Genomic DNA, 15,190 nt, shown 5'->3' on the forward strand with positions numbered 1-15,190 from the left:
CCCGCCGATCCCCGATCCCCTCCCTACGCTAATCCTATAGCGGTAATGATTAAGTCAATTAATTTAATCGCAATAAAAGGTGCAATCACACCACCTAAGCCATAAATCAATATATTGCGTTGTAATAACTTATTAGAAGTTAAAGGTCGAAATTTTACGCCTTTGAGTGCTAGAGGAATTAAGACAGGAATAATTAATGCATTGTAAATTAGCGCTGACAGCACAGCAGAATTGGTGCTGGTTAGCTTCATGATATTTAAATTTTGTAGGTTTGCAGCAGCAAATAATACTGGAATAATTGCAAAATACTTAGCAATATCATTGGCGATCGAAAATGTTGTTAATGCTCCTCTAGTGATTAATAATTGCTTACCAATGCCAACTATATCGATGAGCTTTGTCGGATCGGAATCTAAATCCACCATGTTTGCTGCATCTTTGGCAGCTTGAGTACCTGTATTCATTGCTACTCCGACGTTAGCTTGAGCCAGGGCTGGTGCGTCGTTTGTACCGTCTCCGGTCATTGCTACTATTTTGCCTTTTTCCTGTTCTCCTTGAATTACAGAGATTTTGTCTTCTGGGGTTGCTTCGGCAATAAAATCATCAACTCCTGCTTCTTTGGCAATCACAGAAGCAGTAATGTGGTTATCGCCCGTTAACATGACCGTACGCACTCCCATGCGTCGCAACTGATCAAAGCGATCGCGTATTCCTGGCTTAACTATATCTTTGAGATAAATTACGCCGTAGATATCCCCATCCAAGCATACTGCTAGGGGTGTGCCGCCTTGCTGGGAAACCATTTCGTAAGCAGCATCTAATTCTGGTGTGTCTTGACCGTTGCGTGTACGCACAAATCCTTTAATTGCATTTACTGCACCTTTTCGCGCCTCTTGACCATTCGGTAAATTTGTGCCACTCATGCGAGTTCTAGCGGAAAATTCTACCGCTTCGGCTTTTTGCGGATCAAAATCAATTTTTGCCCCTAATTTTTCCGCTAGTCTGAATATGGATTTCCCCTCTGGAGTTTCATCAAATATACTAGCTGCCAAAGCCACGTAAGCAATTTGTTCCATGGAGTGACCATTGACAGGAATCAACCCTTCTGCTAAACGATTGCCTAAAGTAATCGTACCTGTTTTATCCAGAACCAGCGTGTTAACATCACCACAAGCTTCCACCGCTCGTCCAGAGGTAGCAATCACGTTAAATTGAGCAACCCTATCCATCCCAGCAATCCCGATCGCACTGAGCAACCCGCCGATAGTTGTGGGGATCAATGCTACCAATAGCGCGACTAAAATTGCCACACTAACTTGAATTTGCACATAATGAGCAATAAACGGCAGAGTTGCCACTACAAACAGAAATACTAAACTCAGAACAGCAAGTAATACCGTCAGAGCAATTTCATTAGGTGTTTTGCTGCGTTCTGCTCCTTCTACCAAAGCAATCATTCGGTCAATAAAACCTTTACCTGGTTCAGCAGTTATCCTGATAATTAGTTCATCAGAGATAATCCGCGTCCCACCAGTGACAGAACTTGCAACATCAGAACCAGTTTCTTTTAGTACCGGAGCAGATTCGCCAGTAATTGCTGATTCATCTACACTCGCAGTACCCATAATTACTTCACCGTCAGCGGGAATCGTGTCACCAGCAACCACGTAGACAGTATCGCCCTTTTGCAAACTTGTGGAAGAAACTTCCGTAATTGCACCATCAGGAAAAAGTTTTTTGGCGATCGTTTCTGACTTAGTTGAACGCAAAGCATCAGCTTGAGCTTTACCTCTACCTTCAGCAATTGCTTCGGCAAAATTAGCAAACCAAACGGTAAAGAATAAAATTGCCGTGATGATCCCGTTGAATAATCGCGGGTTTTTCTCAGTAACTTGTCCAAATAAATCAGGTTCAATTGTCACCGCAAGCGTGATCAGTGTCCCAACCCAGACTAAAAACATAACTGGGTTTTTCACTGCTTGTTGAGGATTGAGCTTGACAAAAGCATCTTTGATCGCTCTCAAATAAATACTAGAGGTATTTATCCGTGACTGTTTGCGTTTATGACGGCGATCGCTCGAACGGGGACGTCCAGGTTTGGGAGGTTTAGGGGTAGTAGCAGCTGGATTCATAGATATCGGGGATTGGGGATTGGGGATCGGGGATCGGGGAAGGTGAGGCCTTTCAAGGGTAGGTTTTTTAGCAGAGCGAAAATAGTTGAGAATTTTCTCAACTGTTTAACGTGGTTTGGTCATTTAAGGATTTTTAAATCGGCTGAAATAATCAAAATACCTACCCTTGAGAGGAAGGTGGGTCCCCCTCTGGGAAACTCCGAACCCCCACTCCCCAAGGGAGTGGGGATTAGGGGCGAAGGGGTAACGGGGATTAGGGAGCAGGGAGACAAATGATAAATGACAAATAACAAATGATAAATGACAAATGACAAATAGTCATAAGCTGATGTGCGCTTAGATTAAATATTCTTGCGTTAGGACTGTCCAGGGTCAACAGTCCAAAGTCCAAGTTAGTCTTTGACTCTGGACTGTTGACTTTTGACAACCTGATCGCAAAATATACAATTTAAATGCATAACAGCTTAAAATTTACCCATCGAAAAAATCTGTAGAGACATTACAATGTAACGTCTCTACATAACCAGAAAACCATACCAATAACCTTAACTGAAACGTATTAATTTATAAATCTGTTAAAAGTTTCTTAATTTTAATTAATAAACTACGTCTACGTTGAGAACCGTAGTTTTTTTGTGATTAGGGTAAAGCATATAACTCAGGCTAGAAGCAAATTATAAGCCCTTATATAAAACTCCAGCTTTCAAAGTGGACGAGGTTTAGTATAACTTTTTATATAGTGAAAATTATTACCCCTGCACTTTTTTATTTTTTCTATCTACGCTATAAATAAAGGCTCAAGCATCAACAAAACTTTGAGTCCATTTTGTGCAGTCCAAAAAGGGTAAACTATGACATCACAAACTTTAGACGTGTTGCAAGCTCTAGATGAAGCTCGGACGATTTGTGAGCAAAAAGGCAGTAATTCCAATGAATGTATTTTAGCCTGGGCAACAGTTGAAAAACTACGAATTGAGCAATCTCAACAACAGCAAATCACAAAACGCAAAACAGATTTAGAACGTTATTGTGAAATTCATCCAGAAGCAATTGAATGTCGTATTTATGACGTTTAATTATCTCGAAAATCAGTAGTAGCAGATTTCGTAATTTGTTGAATAGTTTCTAAATTTGGCGGTGCTATCTCACTATCCATTCTTAACCACAAAAGGTACTCAATATTTCCAGCTGGACCAGTCACAGGCGACCAAGTTAGACCTTTGTAATTCCATCCTAATTCAATAGCTGCTTGTAACACCTGAGCGATCGCATCAGCATGATCTTTTGAATCACGTACCACTCCTTTTTTCCCGACACGACTTTTCCCGACTTCAAATTGAGGTTTCACCAACAAAATCGCTTCACGTTGAGGTTGAGTTAATCGCCACAAAGCAGGTAAAACTTTCGTTAACGAAATAAACGAAACATCTACCACCACTAAATCAGCATAATTCCCCCCCGTCTCTGCTAGGGGGGACACACCATACAATTCATCAGGGGTTAGATAGCGTAAATTCGTGCGTTCTTTCAAAATTACCCGTGGGTCGTTACGTAACTTCCAGTCAACTTGTCCATAACCAACATCCACACCATAAACTAACTTTGCTCCAGCTTGCAGGAGACAATCAGTAAAACCGCCTGTAGAAATACCACCATCCAAACAGATACGGTTTTCTATAGCGATCGCAAACTCTTGTAGCGCCTTTGCGAGTTTTTCACCTCCACGAGAAACAAAACGCGATCGCTCCTTAATTTTAACCTCAGCTGCAACCTCAACCTCTGTCCCCGCCTTATCAACAAGCTTACCATCAACACTCACTTCCCCAGCTTGAATCAGCCGTTGCGCTTGCTGACGAGACACACACAACCCCAAATCTACTAACAAAGTATCTAATCGTTGCTTCACCAAAATTCTAAATCCTTATTTATTACCTTTTTTCTAACCCTATTTACAACTGCTACTTTTCCTTAATTTTCACCAAGAAGGATCTACTTTTATAAATTCTGTAGGGTGCGTTACGGCGTTTGTGATGTATAGTTTTTAGCGATAAATTACATGTTACGCCGTAACGCACCACATTAGCTTGATGCATAATACTACATTAACTTACCTATTTTTATTTAAAAATTACTTTATAAATCGTTTATAAAATTTTATTCTTAAACCTTATTCATCCTCATCATAATTAAACATTAAAACAAATTTTTGTTTAGGTAAAATCAACATAGGTAGATATATAGGATGCTCATCCCATCCTTTACTTTTCTCTCCTTTTTGATAGCAAATAATTAAAGTTGGAACATCAGGATATTTCTTTTTTGCTTCTATTGACCACTCACCTGATCCAAAACCAAATCTCCATTGAAAAGGATCTTTTCTTGGCATATCTAATCCTTTACTTTTATTCTTTTTACCTCTACGAACATTTAAACGCCCTTTTGTTATACCCTTTGATTTTAGATCTGTTAATCCTTTAACGATACGTTTAGATTCCCATTCTTCACCGGGAATATAATAACTCTTTGTGTAACTGATAACTTGAATTATAAACTCTATATCCACCTCATAATAGCGATCGTCATCCTGATAATCAATTAAAATATTTTCGATATTGTGAAAATTCTCCTTAATTTCTTCTTTCTTATAAGCTGGATATTGAGGAAAAATCAATTTTCCTGGTGCTAATACACCAATAACTGTGGGGTCTAAAACATTAGAGCGAGTTGGTTTTAGAGCTCCTCCTACCCAAACAGGCTGAAGTTGAATATTATCAATATCATCTCCAATCGCTTGACGCATTGCTTCATCCGCTTCATGGATAGAACGAAAAGTGTATAGTATATGTTCCGGTAAAAAGAGACGAGTAACATCTTTTAAATGTGGCCGATAACCATACATTCGAGCGTGTTGATGAACTGTATCCACTACTTTTTGTTTGGCATCACGTCCATAATAAGTTACCATTAGCCCATCAATCGTTACACCCCTACCTAATCTATTTCCTCCGATTAATATATTCATACCAGGATTATAGTTAGGCTCTTTATCTGAATTCTTTGCATTAATTATTTTAGGGGTGATTACGCTCCCTAATTGAATTTTTAACTCATCTACTAATTCATGAAGCGTAGGTAAATTATCCGCAGTTTTATTTAACTCATTGTAAGCTTGTTCTAGCCATTTTCGGGCTTGTTTATTTTCCGTTTCTGAACTTTTTTCTCGAATTGCTTTATCTAAATTAATTACAAATTGACTAATAACTTGATCCAAGACACTATGAATATCTTGTTTATAACAAATATGAGCGAGAAAAGAATATTTCGCATCTTCTTGTTCCGAAGATAACATTTTGTATGTTGAACCTATAAAAAAGCAACACAGCGCAAACCTTAGTCCTTCAGGAATTACCCATTTATTACCCGGATTACCCGGATTAATTGCACCTTTTTGTTTCTTTAATTGCTTAATTTCTTCAGCATCTACAATACAACAATAGTTACTGTTTTCTGAAAAGAACAGTTCTCCTCCCATATAACTATTTCCCGGTTCTGGTAGTGCTGCACAAAATTGTGGTTTACAAGGATGAGAGAGATTTTGTAGTAATAGACTTTGGGGAGTTGCTGTGATTTGAATATAAATATGATTAGCAACTTCTTGACGAATTTTACCTATTTTCTCAAAAATTGTGCTATCAGGAATAATATCTTTTCCTTGTTTAGCCTGTTTAGATTCATTCGTATTTAAACTAGCGTTATCAGCTTCATCATCAAAAATTAAGGTAGGAACATATTTGACTTTAGCTGCTTTTAAAACCTTTAGTAAATTGTCCAAATGATGAACATTTTTTGTAGAGATTAATACAACGCCTCTATCTTTTATATAGGGTGTAACTTTATTTTCTGCAAAATCAATGGGGTCTTGTTTCCATGCTTCCCAATCAAAAAAAGCAGGACCACTTTCTCCTTTCACTTGATTATTAAAACGATTAGCTGTTTGTTTTCCTAACCAAGTATTATCAGAAGTTAATATAATAAAACAACGAAAATTATTTTCATGAGCCAGTGCTAAGGTTGCAATAGTGGTGTTAGTTTTCCCACTTTGAACTCGACCATAAATCAATCCAGTTGTACCATTGGGAATAGGTTCTTGTCCCTTATAAGGTTTACTCACTAAACCTTTACTGTTTTCTCCTACATCACCATAGCCAAAATTTTCTGAATAAACATTGACACAGTTTTGGACGATGTCAATAGCAGTTCCTTTAAGTTGATTGGCTTCTTTGAGTCCAATTTGTTTCTCTAATTTAGAAATTAATCTATCAATACAGGAACCATTAATGTTAATAGGAGTATTTGTCATAAATTATTTCATACTGATAAAATTACGTCCGGCCAATTATTTTGGGGTATTGTCCGCTCTAAGGGAACTCTTCCCGTACCTTTAACATAATAACTACCTCTTAGTTCTCTTTTTACAGAAATACGCTGCTTGGCTAAACCTTCACTAGGATTAAGAATTGTCCATAGTTGTTCTTCTGATATACAACAAACACCATCTCGATGACAAATCAATACTATAAATACTTTGACATCAGGATAAGTTTGATGAAATATTGTTAGTGCAATTTCTTCTTGTGAACTAAAGCTAAATGACCAGGAAGAAGTGGGTTTTCTTGATATTTTAAATAAGACAGCTGATTCTTGATTTGTGTTTTTTACAAGATAAAGGCATGGATGAATAGAAGATAAATAACTTATAGATATATAAGATGTTCCTTTGAGGAGTCGAAGAAAAGCCGCGCCGTGCAAAAATTCTAGATCATTAATACTCATGGAACTACTGCCAACAATCATCCATCTAAGTAATATATTTTACAAATTTTTTAAGTAGTCATCCAGTGAAAAGTAATCAATTTTTAGTATTAAAAAAAGTGAACGCACCTTGCCAATAAAGGCAAAGTGCGATAAACACAGCTTTTTATATGTGGAACTAGCTAGTAGATAGCAGAAATAACTAAACAGAAAAAACTAGACAAAAAACACAGATTGTCTAAGTCTAAGCATGACAATTTCCTGTCTCTTGCCTTCTGCCTTATGCTGAATTACTAAATATCCTTCTCGCTCAACTCTCTGGTCATGTAGTCAAACGGCTCATCTACGAAGCTAGTATTAGTAACACCAGCATCTGCTAATTGCAGCTTGACAATATCCTTCATAAGCTGGATACCGCGAACTGTAGGGCCAATGGGAACACCCAAAGAATTATAAGTTTCCCGCAAACCTTGCAGCACGCGCTCATCCAACACATCCATACTGCCAGCTACAATAGCATAAGTAGCATAACGCAGGTAGTAATCCATATCCCGTAGACAAGCCGCATACCGCCGAGTAGTATAAGCATTGCCGCCGGGACGAATCAACTCTGGCTGTTCATCAAATAATTGAGAGCCAGCCTGCTTGACAATTGCTGCTGCATTTGCATTAATAGCTCCTGCGGCTTGTACTCGTGCCGTCCCGCTTTCAAAATAGGACTTGAGACTGTCGATCGCATTCCGGTCAAAATACCGCCCAGCAACGTCATAATTCTTAATTAAACTTGTGACTGCATCCCTCATTCCTTTATCTCCCAATCATTGCTATTTATGGTTTGATATTTATTTGACTGCTTTTGCAAGCGGCTAATTTTTGTGCCAATGAATATTAAAAGAAGCTCAAGCACAAAAACAATAAATGCGCTACTTAAAGGATTCTATGCCAAAGTTGACCCCAACAGATGAACTGTCAAGTTTTGTAGAGTTAGTTCGGCAAAAGTAAACATAACCTATAAACATGATATTCTGTAACAAAAAATACAAAATATCTCAAATTTATATCATTAGGATATTCCAGGTGTCTTTAATGATTTGGGTTCATCAAGCAAGGTCAGCGTGCATTACACTAGTGGTTTACTGTACTAAATTGGCGGAGAAGGAGTAACCATGACAACCCCACAAGAAGTCCTGAATATGATTCGGGACAACAACATTCAGATGATCGATCTGAAATTCATCGATACGCCAGGAACTTGGCAGCACCTGACAGTGTTTCATAACCAAATCGATGAAAGTAGCTTCACAGACGGCGTACCGTTCGATGGTTCTAGTATTCGGGGTTGGAAAGCAATCAACGAATCAGACATGGCAATGGTACTTGATCCAAACACTGCCTGGATCGATCCATTCATGAAAGAACCGACCCTCAGCATTATCTGTAGCATTAAAGAACCCCGGACCGGTGAGCCTTATAATCGTTGTCCTCGCGTCATTGCTCAAAAAGCAGTTGACTACGTAATTTCTTCTGGACTTGGCGACACAGTATACTTTGGTCCGGAAGCTGAATTCTTCATCTTTGATGATGTCCGTTTTGACCAAACTGCTAGTTCAGGCTATTATTACGTAGACTCAGTTGAAGGTCGTTGGAACTCTGGTAGAGAAGAAGGGCCTAACCTGGGTTACAAACCCCGCTTCAAAGAGGGTTATTTCCCAGTCCCTCCCACTGATACCTTCCAGGATATTCGTACAGAAATGCTACTGACAATGGCAGAGTGTGGTGTGCCGATTGAAAAGCAGCACCACGAAGTAGCTACAGGTGGTCAGTGCGAACTCGGTTTCCGCTTTGGTAAATTGATTGAAGCTGCCGATTGGCTGATGACTTACAAGTACGTCATCAAGAATGTTGCTAAGAAATATGGTAAAACCGTTACTTTCATGCCTAAGCCTATCTTTGGCGACAATGGTTCTGGTATGCACTGTCACCAGTCCATTTGGAAAGACGGTCAACCTTTGTTTGCTGGCGATAAATACGCTGGCTTGAGTGAAATGGCACTACATTATATTGGTGGCATTCTTAAGCACGCGCCAGCACTATTGGCTATTACCAACCCCACCACCAACTCTTACAAGCGCCTAGTACCTGGTTACGAAGCACCTGTGAACTTGGCTTACTCCCAGGGAAACCGTTCTGCTTCGATTCGGATTCCTCTGTCTGGTACTAACCCCAAAGCCAAGCGCTTAGAGTTCCGTTGTCCTGATGCAACTTCTAACCCCTACTTGGCATTTGCTGCTATGCTGTGTGCTGGTTTAGATGGCATCAAAAACAAAATTGATCCTGGTGAACCTCTGGATAAAAATATTTATGAACTCTCTCCAGAAGAACTGGCGAAAGTTCCTTCTACTCCAGGTTCTCTAGAATTAGCATTGGAAGCACTAGAGAAAGATCATGCTTTCTTGACCGAACCTGGTGTCTTCACCGAAGACTTCATTGAAACTTGGATTTCCTACAAACTGGATACCGAAGTTAACCCAATGCGTCTACGTCCTCATCCCTACGAATTTGCTCTTTACTACGATTGTTAATTTCAAAGGGTTAGTGGTTGGTAGTTAGTGGTTTATAAATAACTACTAGCGATTCTCCATAAAACCAGACGTATTATTTAAAAGCATAAATGCAGCCACCCAAACTGGGTGGCTTTTTTTAGCTTTCTCTAGCACTGTAGGGGCGTAGACACGAGTTTTAACTCATCGCAGCATTACTGCGGTCATAGTTCATACGAGCATTATGGTCTATTTTCCCCTGAGTCGGGTTCCAGTAATGAGATATTTCTCCAGGAAGACCCAATTCTTCCCCTGCACGTTCTAGCATCGATTGTTGCCGATTTTTGATCAGCTGATAATGACGCATCATTAAAGCACGAGCTTTGTCTTGGGTAGACATACCAGAGTCCTCCCTGTAGTTTTAATTTGATTTATTTGTTTGTCTCTATTAATAAGATAGCAGGGTAATTCTGTATCAGAAGTTACGGAATGATACACTTTAACAAAAATTAATATTTTATGAACTAGTACTCTGTCACATTGAAGGGTTTGTAGTGAGCGCTTAAGCGCTCAATTCAGCACTAAAGCGCTCACTACAAACTCCTCAATTTTTATTTTTGTTGCTTCTTCTTAGTTACCTTCATTGGTTTGACTTGCTTAATCAACAGATCATTCTTAAGAATCATGAATTAAGAGTTACAATTATTTAAGTTAAATAAATAAAAATCAAGACAAGCTTAAGCCATTCACATGTCCGACACATTAACGAAGCTGACTTATCAAACATTTCAGCAGGGTAAAAACTATTTTGGTTTAGCTCATAAAACATTAAGCCTACGGTTGTTGAATTTCATCTCTCCTTTTGAGCAGCAAACCAAACCCATCCCTATGGAAGTTTTACTCAACTTTCAAAAAAAACTAGATAATTTACTAGAAAGTGACTGGCAAGATGCAGAGCAGGGTGTATATCCTACGAGCTTGCTGTTTGATAATCCTTGGCAAGAGTTTTTCCAGTACTATCCACTAGTGTGCCTAGATTTATTACAAACGTGGGAGCGGGCTAAACAGAAGAAGTATCAAGACTTTCCCGCAGATGTGGAAACTTCTGGTTATCCGAGTTATTACGTACAGAACTTTCATCATCAAACTGATGGGTATTTGAGCGACTGGTCAGCCAATCTCTACGATTTACAGGTCGAAATTCTGTTTGGTGGTACAGCTGACCCAATGCGACGAAGAATTCTTGCACCTCTTAAGAAAGGGCTAACATTTTTTGCTGATTTACCACACCGCCAAATACGCATCTTAGATGTAGCTTGTGGAACGGGTCGGACTTTAAAAATGATTCGTGCAGCTTTCCCGCAATCATCACTGTTTGGTACGGATTTGTCACCAGCTTATTTGCGAAAAGCAAATGAGTTATTGAGCCAAATTCCAGGAGACTTACCACAATTATTGCAGGCTAACGCTGAAGAGTTACCCTACCTGGATAATTATTTTCACGCAGTGACTTCTGTGTTTCTTTTCCATGAATTACCTGCGGGAGTACGCCAGCGAGTCATTGAACAATGTTACCGAGTCACAAAACCCGGAGGAGTGTTCATTATTTGTGACTCTGTGCAAATGAGTGATTCTCCAGAAATGGAACCATTCATGGAAAACTTTCACCAAATGTACCATGAACCCTACTATAAACATTACATGACTGATGATTTAGTAGAGCGTTTGGAAAAAGCAGGTTTTGAGAATGTTGAAATACAAGTGCATTTGATGAGCAAGTATTTGATTGCTCACAAGCCAGTTTGAATACTTTAGGATGGGTGTAATACCATTTCACAAAAAATCTGATACAAATACAGACCCGTAGAGACGCGATATATCGCGTCTGGTACAAAATTTATATGTATCGCGATTAACGTGAAATGGTATAAGGGTGTTCCGGGTGTGGAGGTGTCAGGGGAAGAACTAGCTGTTTTCTTTTCCCTACACTCCTAAACCCCTATCCCCCTACACCCCCATGTGTTATTTTTTGGTACAAAGCAAAATAGTTTTGCGAAATGATGGTAGCGGAACCAAGATGACTAGCACTTGTTGAAATATTTCTGAGCAAGCACAGGTTTTGATTAGCTAAAAGTAATGTTGTTTGCAACCTCAACAAAGTTATTTTTTTCCCCGATGCAAGATACCAGTAGTAGTTCACCACATTGATTTTGACAACTTGGCCAGATCCCCGACGTTTTAAAAAAGTCGGAGATCTAACCCCTCGCAAAGAGTCAAAATTTGCCTGGCGAAGTAGTAGCTCAACACAGAAAAAAGCCTGAGTAAGATATCAGGGAGTTGCTTTTTTGCCCATTTCCCTAATAATCGAGATATATCAGCAAATATATGTGCTGACGCTGCACTGGTAGACGAAGTGACACCCTTTTCATAATTATTTGAGGTTTGCGGTCGGGATACACTTACTTCTTTGAAGAGTGATGCTGTTTGCACTACGGATTTTGATTGATTTTGCCTTCTGTTCGCAACGGTGGAAGACCCTTTATTTGGACGGAGATTACAGAATTGATACAGAGCGATTACCTGAGTTAGTTGTGTTTCAACTGTTATATACTTGCTAGAGAAGGTGTGTAACAGATGTTTACGCAAAACATCGTGTTGGGGTGTAATCTGAATTCCTTGCTACCAACAAAACTACTAGCCTAAAAGATTATCTTCAGTATGTCGTTGTTAAGCAACAACATGCTTGTTACCAGGATGTTGCATTAAATCTCTACGTGAACCACCCCTAGCAGGACGGTTCTTGGGAGTAGTCTTTGCAGATAGCAAAAGATAAGACACTCTTTGTCTGTCTCTATCGCGTCCGCTACCCCGATAAGGGGAGGACTTTTGAGGTTTAGATTTTGCCGACATTAACAAACCCGAATTCGAGTCAGATGTCAACATATCGGATAGGGAACTAGTTACTGTTTGGCTGTGAACAGCGAAACTGCTCAGTAACAGACCTGTAACTAAAAGTGAAATGGCAGCACGCATAACAAGTGTCTATTTTAGAACTCTTCATTTACTTGATACTGAGTTTGTTTTACTGCTTCCGGACAATTTCGTCAAAAAAGTATTGTTTTTAACTGAAAAAATATTTGAATCATTCATGAGTACTTTCTATTAGTAACCAACGACCAGCGTGATTGAGATAACCCCAAAGATTGATCTGTTGCCCATGGGATGCGGTTTTTAGCAGTTCGTTGATTGGCGATCGCAAAGTCACAAGCTGCCAAATTTGGCCTTTGTATGAAGCTGGGATCGCAATTGTGAAGTTGTAATCTTGTTGGTTTAGGCGGTGAAAAATACCTTGAAAACAGTTAAAATTTTCTTCTATTCCAGTTTTTTTACTGCCGTGATAGTACTGATAAGCAGAGTCATCAGGACAATAGCCACTACATTGATATGCTTCAGGATTATCTAAGTAATATTGTTGCCAATGTAGCCAATTAATACTAGTAGGCGAGAGATTGAATAACGGAATTACTGCTGTAGGTGCTATTTGATCTAGCAGTAAAGCTGTTTGCAGAACTCTAACGGGTAATTCTCTGGGTTGACAATTCAACTCTACGCAAATAGCAGCAGCCATCCCCGCTGCTTGACCAATACCCATAACAACAGGTTGCAATCTAGTTGCACCATTGGCAATATGAGACACAGAAATATTCTTTTCACAGACTAATAAACCATCAGTCTCTACCGGAATCAGACAACCATAAGGAATAGTGAAGGGAGTTCCCGTCCAGCGACCTCCCCAACGAATTGATTTTGGTTGTAAGTCAAAGTTCACACCAGGATAATGATGATCGTTGGCGTAGTTACCAATGGCGATCGCATCTATATTTAATGCTGCTACCATACCCCCTGGTACTGGCAAAATATCCTGTTCTGTTATAGTAGTTAGCCCTACTAGACGGCGACTTTCTCGGTAATAAGGATGTAATGCATAACCAGCTGTGCGATTTTGGCTTTTTGGGATTTGGGGAAAGATACCATCTGCTAAACCATAACGACGACCAAGCTGATTTTGAATAAAATGGGCAAAATTTTGACTATGCCAAAAACATTCTTGGTGAAATTCTTGCTTTGCTGCTTCAGACTGAATCAATCTACCCACACCTTCACCATAATCGTTACCGTGAATCGGCCAATTGATCATGAACCTATTTCCTGGTAAGCGCCCGTAGTGCAAAAAATTCTCAACCCCATAGTCATCCCAAGCACCAGTAAATAGCGATGGATCGTAGTTTGGTGCAGATGGAATTTCTGGAGCAATGGCTTCACCGTAATCTTGCATCACTACTACCCAAGTAGGGGCTTGCACAGGATATTTTGCTATGAGAGAATTAAGATCAGCTGGGGCGCTAGTTTCTCCAAACTCCGACTGCAACTCCCAACCCCAGCGATGAGATATTTCAGCCAAAGCTAATAAATCTCCTAATTCTGTAGCGTCGAGAGTTACCTTGGCTTTAACAGTAAAATCTGTAAATCTAGCGCCACTTATACAATCTCCTTCTCGCAAAACCTCCAAAGGCACATATCCAGGAATCCAAAGCAGATTTGGTAATTCACTCACCCAATCTGCAAAAATCTCCGCACCTATACGCGGATCATAACTAAAAAAGCTGACCCAACTATTATTCAATCCTCCTGGTTGTCGCTGCTGCAATTCTTGTAAAAACGCCCCCCACAAACCTGTTTGAAACGCTTCTAATTCATTCCCATCCGGTGCAGATACACCCGCAGACGTCAGCATTCCTCCTAACCAAGAAAATTCGCTGACGAGAATAGTTTTTACTCCCCGTCGCGCTGCTTGGATAGCAGCTGCGGTTCCACCTGTTCCACCACCGACGACTAATACATCAGCTTGATATGTCTGATTCACCATCTTCTAACCTCATTAGATTTCCGAATATATTTTCACCAATTGCTTGGGAATTAGACACTTGCAAAACAAACTCATAACGATTATGATTTATTTACAAGAGCTAGATTAAAAATCCCAGATATGGAAAACCTTGTTATCGGTGCGATCGCCAGTTTAGGCGCAGGACTTGCTCAGAAAGTTAGGAATTAGTTCTTGAAGCAAAATGTTTGGAGAATTAATTAATAGCGGGACTTAAACAAAATTTCTGACATATTCTTTAACCTGTTTCCTGTTTCCTATTATTGTCTTTTCTCTATAAATAAATTTAATTTTGCCTAATCACTTCTCAAATCACTGGAGTCAAATATGAGCTTGATTCGCTTTGAACACGTTAACATTTCTTGTAAAAATCTAGACGCCAGCCGCAATTTTTACCAGAATTTATTTCCTGATTGGTATGTACGTGCAGAAGGTGTATTTAATGGTCGGCGTTGGATGCATTTTGGCGATCGCCAATTTTATTTAGCATTAAATGATCAGCATGGTCAAGAACGTGTACATACTTCCTATGAAAATATTGGTATCAACCACGTTGGTTTTGTGATTAAAGATGGCGAAAGCATGAAAAATTTGCTTGAGGATAAAGGTATTGAATATTACACAATGTCATCACCAGAAACAAAGCATAGAATTTATGTTAATGATCCTGATGGTAACGAGATTGAGCTAGTGGAATATAACCAAGACTATGCTTTGAAATAATTGTTTTTGAGTGTGCCTGATCGCTCAGACACACTCTC

12 protein-coding genes are annotated in these 15,190 nt (G+C 39.4%); 4 read left to right on the forward strand and 8 right to left on the reverse strand.

Annotated elements, in window-relative coordinates:
- Positions 1–23 precede the first annotated feature (23 nt).
- A complete protein-coding gene (gene kdpB / locus B4U84_RS12025) occupies positions 24–2,132 on the reverse strand; it encodes a potassium-transporting ATPase subunit KdpB (RefSeq protein WP_017313088.1) in 2,109 nt (702 codons plus the stop codon).
- An 851-nt stretch (positions 2,133–2,983) separates the two neighbouring features.
- Between kdpB and B4U84_RS12030 the strand changes: the two genes are divergently transcribed.
- Positions 2,984–3,208 carry a Calvin cycle protein CP12 gene (locus B4U84_RS12030; RefSeq protein WP_017313086.1) on the forward strand — a complete coding sequence of 75 codons (225 nt, stop codon included), beginning with the start codon at positions 2,984–2,986 and terminating at the stop codon, positions 3,206–3,208.
- On the opposite strand, the gene B4U84_RS12035 is transcribed toward B4U84_RS12030, so the two are convergent.
- The 4 genes from B4U84_RS12035 to apcB all read right to left on the reverse strand — a co-directional run bounded on the left by B4U84_RS12035 (position 3,205) and on the right by apcB (position 7,747).
- Entirely contained in the window at positions 3,205–4,041 is an 837-nt protein-coding gene (locus B4U84_RS12035; protein ID WP_026082131.1) for a TlyA family RNA methyltransferase, read from the reverse strand. The genes B4U84_RS12030 and B4U84_RS12035 overlap by 4 nt on opposite strands.
- Positions 4,042–4,299: 258 nt before the next feature.
- A complete protein-coding gene (locus B4U84_RS12040) occupies positions 4,300–6,492 on the reverse strand; it encodes a Z1 domain-containing protein (RefSeq protein ID WP_131118090.1) in 2,193 nt (730 codons plus the stop codon).
- Between the two features lie 8 nt (positions 6,493–6,500).
- Entirely contained in the window at positions 6,501–6,965 is a 465-nt protein-coding gene (locus B4U84_RS12045) for a hypothetical protein (protein WP_017313083.1), read from the reverse strand.
- Between the two features lie 272 nt (positions 6,966–7,237).
- A complete protein-coding gene (gene apcB / locus B4U84_RS12050; protein ID WP_017313082.1) occupies positions 7,238–7,747 on the reverse strand; it encodes an allophycocyanin subunit beta in 510 nt (169 codons plus the stop codon).
- 363 nt (positions 7,748–8,110) lie between these two features.
- On the opposite strand from apcB, the gene glnA reads away from it, so the two are divergent.
- Positions 8,111–9,526, forward strand: coding sequence for a type I glutamate--ammonia ligase (gene glnA / locus B4U84_RS12055; protein WP_017313081.1), 1,416 nt, complete (start codon positions 8,111–8,113; stop codon positions 9,524–9,526).
- 157 nt (positions 9,527–9,683) lie between these two features.
- Here the strand turns inward: glnA and gifA are convergent, their stop codons facing one another.
- Positions 9,684–9,884: a glutamine synthetase inactivation factor IF7A gene (gene gifA / locus B4U84_RS12060; RefSeq protein WP_016859834.1), complete on the reverse strand. Its 201-nt coding sequence runs from the start codon at positions 9,882–9,884 to the stop codon at positions 9,684–9,686.
- Positions 9,885–10,234: 350 nt separating this feature from the next.
- Here gifA and B4U84_RS12065 point away from each other — a divergent pair, with 350 nt between their 5' ends.
- Positions 10,235–11,290 carry a class I SAM-dependent methyltransferase gene (locus tag B4U84_RS12065; protein ID WP_017313080.1) on the forward strand — a complete coding sequence of 352 codons (1,056 nt, stop codon included), beginning with the start codon at positions 10,235–10,237 and terminating at the stop codon, positions 11,288–11,290.
- Positions 11,291–12,211: 921 nt separating this feature from the next.
- Here B4U84_RS12065 and patX read toward each other — a convergent pair.
- Both patX and B4U84_RS12075 read right to left on the reverse strand, forming a co-directional pair.
- Positions 12,212–12,517 carry a heterocyst-inhibiting protein PatX gene (gene patX / locus B4U84_RS12070; RefSeq protein WP_131118093.1) on the reverse strand — a complete coding sequence of 102 codons (306 nt, stop codon included), beginning with the start codon at positions 12,515–12,517 and terminating at the stop codon, positions 12,212–12,214.
- Between the two features lie 109 nt (positions 12,518–12,626).
- Positions 12,627–14,411, reverse strand: coding sequence for an FAD-dependent oxidoreductase (locus tag B4U84_RS12075; RefSeq protein ID WP_131118096.1), 1,785 nt, complete (start codon positions 14,409–14,411; stop codon positions 12,627–12,629).
- Between the two features lie 345 nt (positions 14,412–14,756).
- Here B4U84_RS12075 and B4U84_RS12080 point away from each other — a divergent pair, with 345 nt between their 5' ends.
- Positions 14,757–15,152, forward strand: coding sequence for a VOC family protein (locus B4U84_RS12080; protein WP_131118099.1), 396 nt, complete (start codon positions 14,757–14,759; stop codon positions 15,150–15,152).
- Positions 15,153–15,190: the final 38 nt, after the last annotated feature.

Source organism: Westiellopsis prolifica IICB1 (assembly GCF_004323185.1).
In the GTDB taxonomy this organism is placed as follows: Bacteria; Cyanobacteriota; Cyanobacteriia; order Cyanobacteriales; family Nostocaceae; genus Pelatocladus; species Pelatocladus prolificus_A.

Coding starts and splice junctions, on each gene's coding strand:
- kdpB (WP_017313088.1), bottom strand. CDS start 2,132: ATGAATCCAGCTGCTACTACCCCTAAACCTCCCAAACCTGGACGTCCC.
- B4U84_RS12030 (WP_017313086.1), top strand. CDS start 2,984: ATGACATCACAAACTTTAGACGTGTTGCAAGCTCTAGATGAAGCTCGG.
- B4U84_RS12040 (WP_131118090.1), bottom strand. CDS start 6,492: ATGACAAATACTCCTATTAACATTAATGGTTCCTGTATTGATAGATTA.
- B4U84_RS12045 (WP_017313083.1), bottom strand. CDS start 6,965: ATGAGTATTAATGATCTAGAATTTTTGCACGGCGCGGCTTTTCTTCGA.
- apcB (WP_017313082.1), bottom strand. CDS start 7,747: ATGAGGGATGCAGTCACAAGTTTAATTAAGAATTATGACGTTGCTGGG.
- glnA (WP_017313081.1), top strand. CDS start 8,111: ATGACAACCCCACAAGAAGTCCTGAATATGATTCGGGACAACAACATT.
- gifA (WP_016859834.1), bottom strand. CDS start 9,884: ATGTCTACCCAAGACAAAGCTCGTGCTTTAATGATGCGTCATTATCAG.
- B4U84_RS12065 (WP_017313080.1), top strand. CDS start 10,235: ATGTCCGACACATTAACGAAGCTGACTTATCAAACATTTCAGCAGGGT.
- patX (WP_131118093.1), bottom strand. CDS start 12,517: ATGCGTGCTGCCATTTCACTTTTAGTTACAGGTCTGTTACTGAGCAGT.
- B4U84_RS12075 (WP_131118096.1), bottom strand. CDS start 14,411: ATGGTGAATCAGACATATCAAGCTGATGTATTAGTCGTCGGTGGTGGA.
- B4U84_RS12080 (WP_131118099.1), top strand. CDS start 14,757: ATGAGCTTGATTCGCTTTGAACACGTTAACATTTCTTGTAAAAATCTA.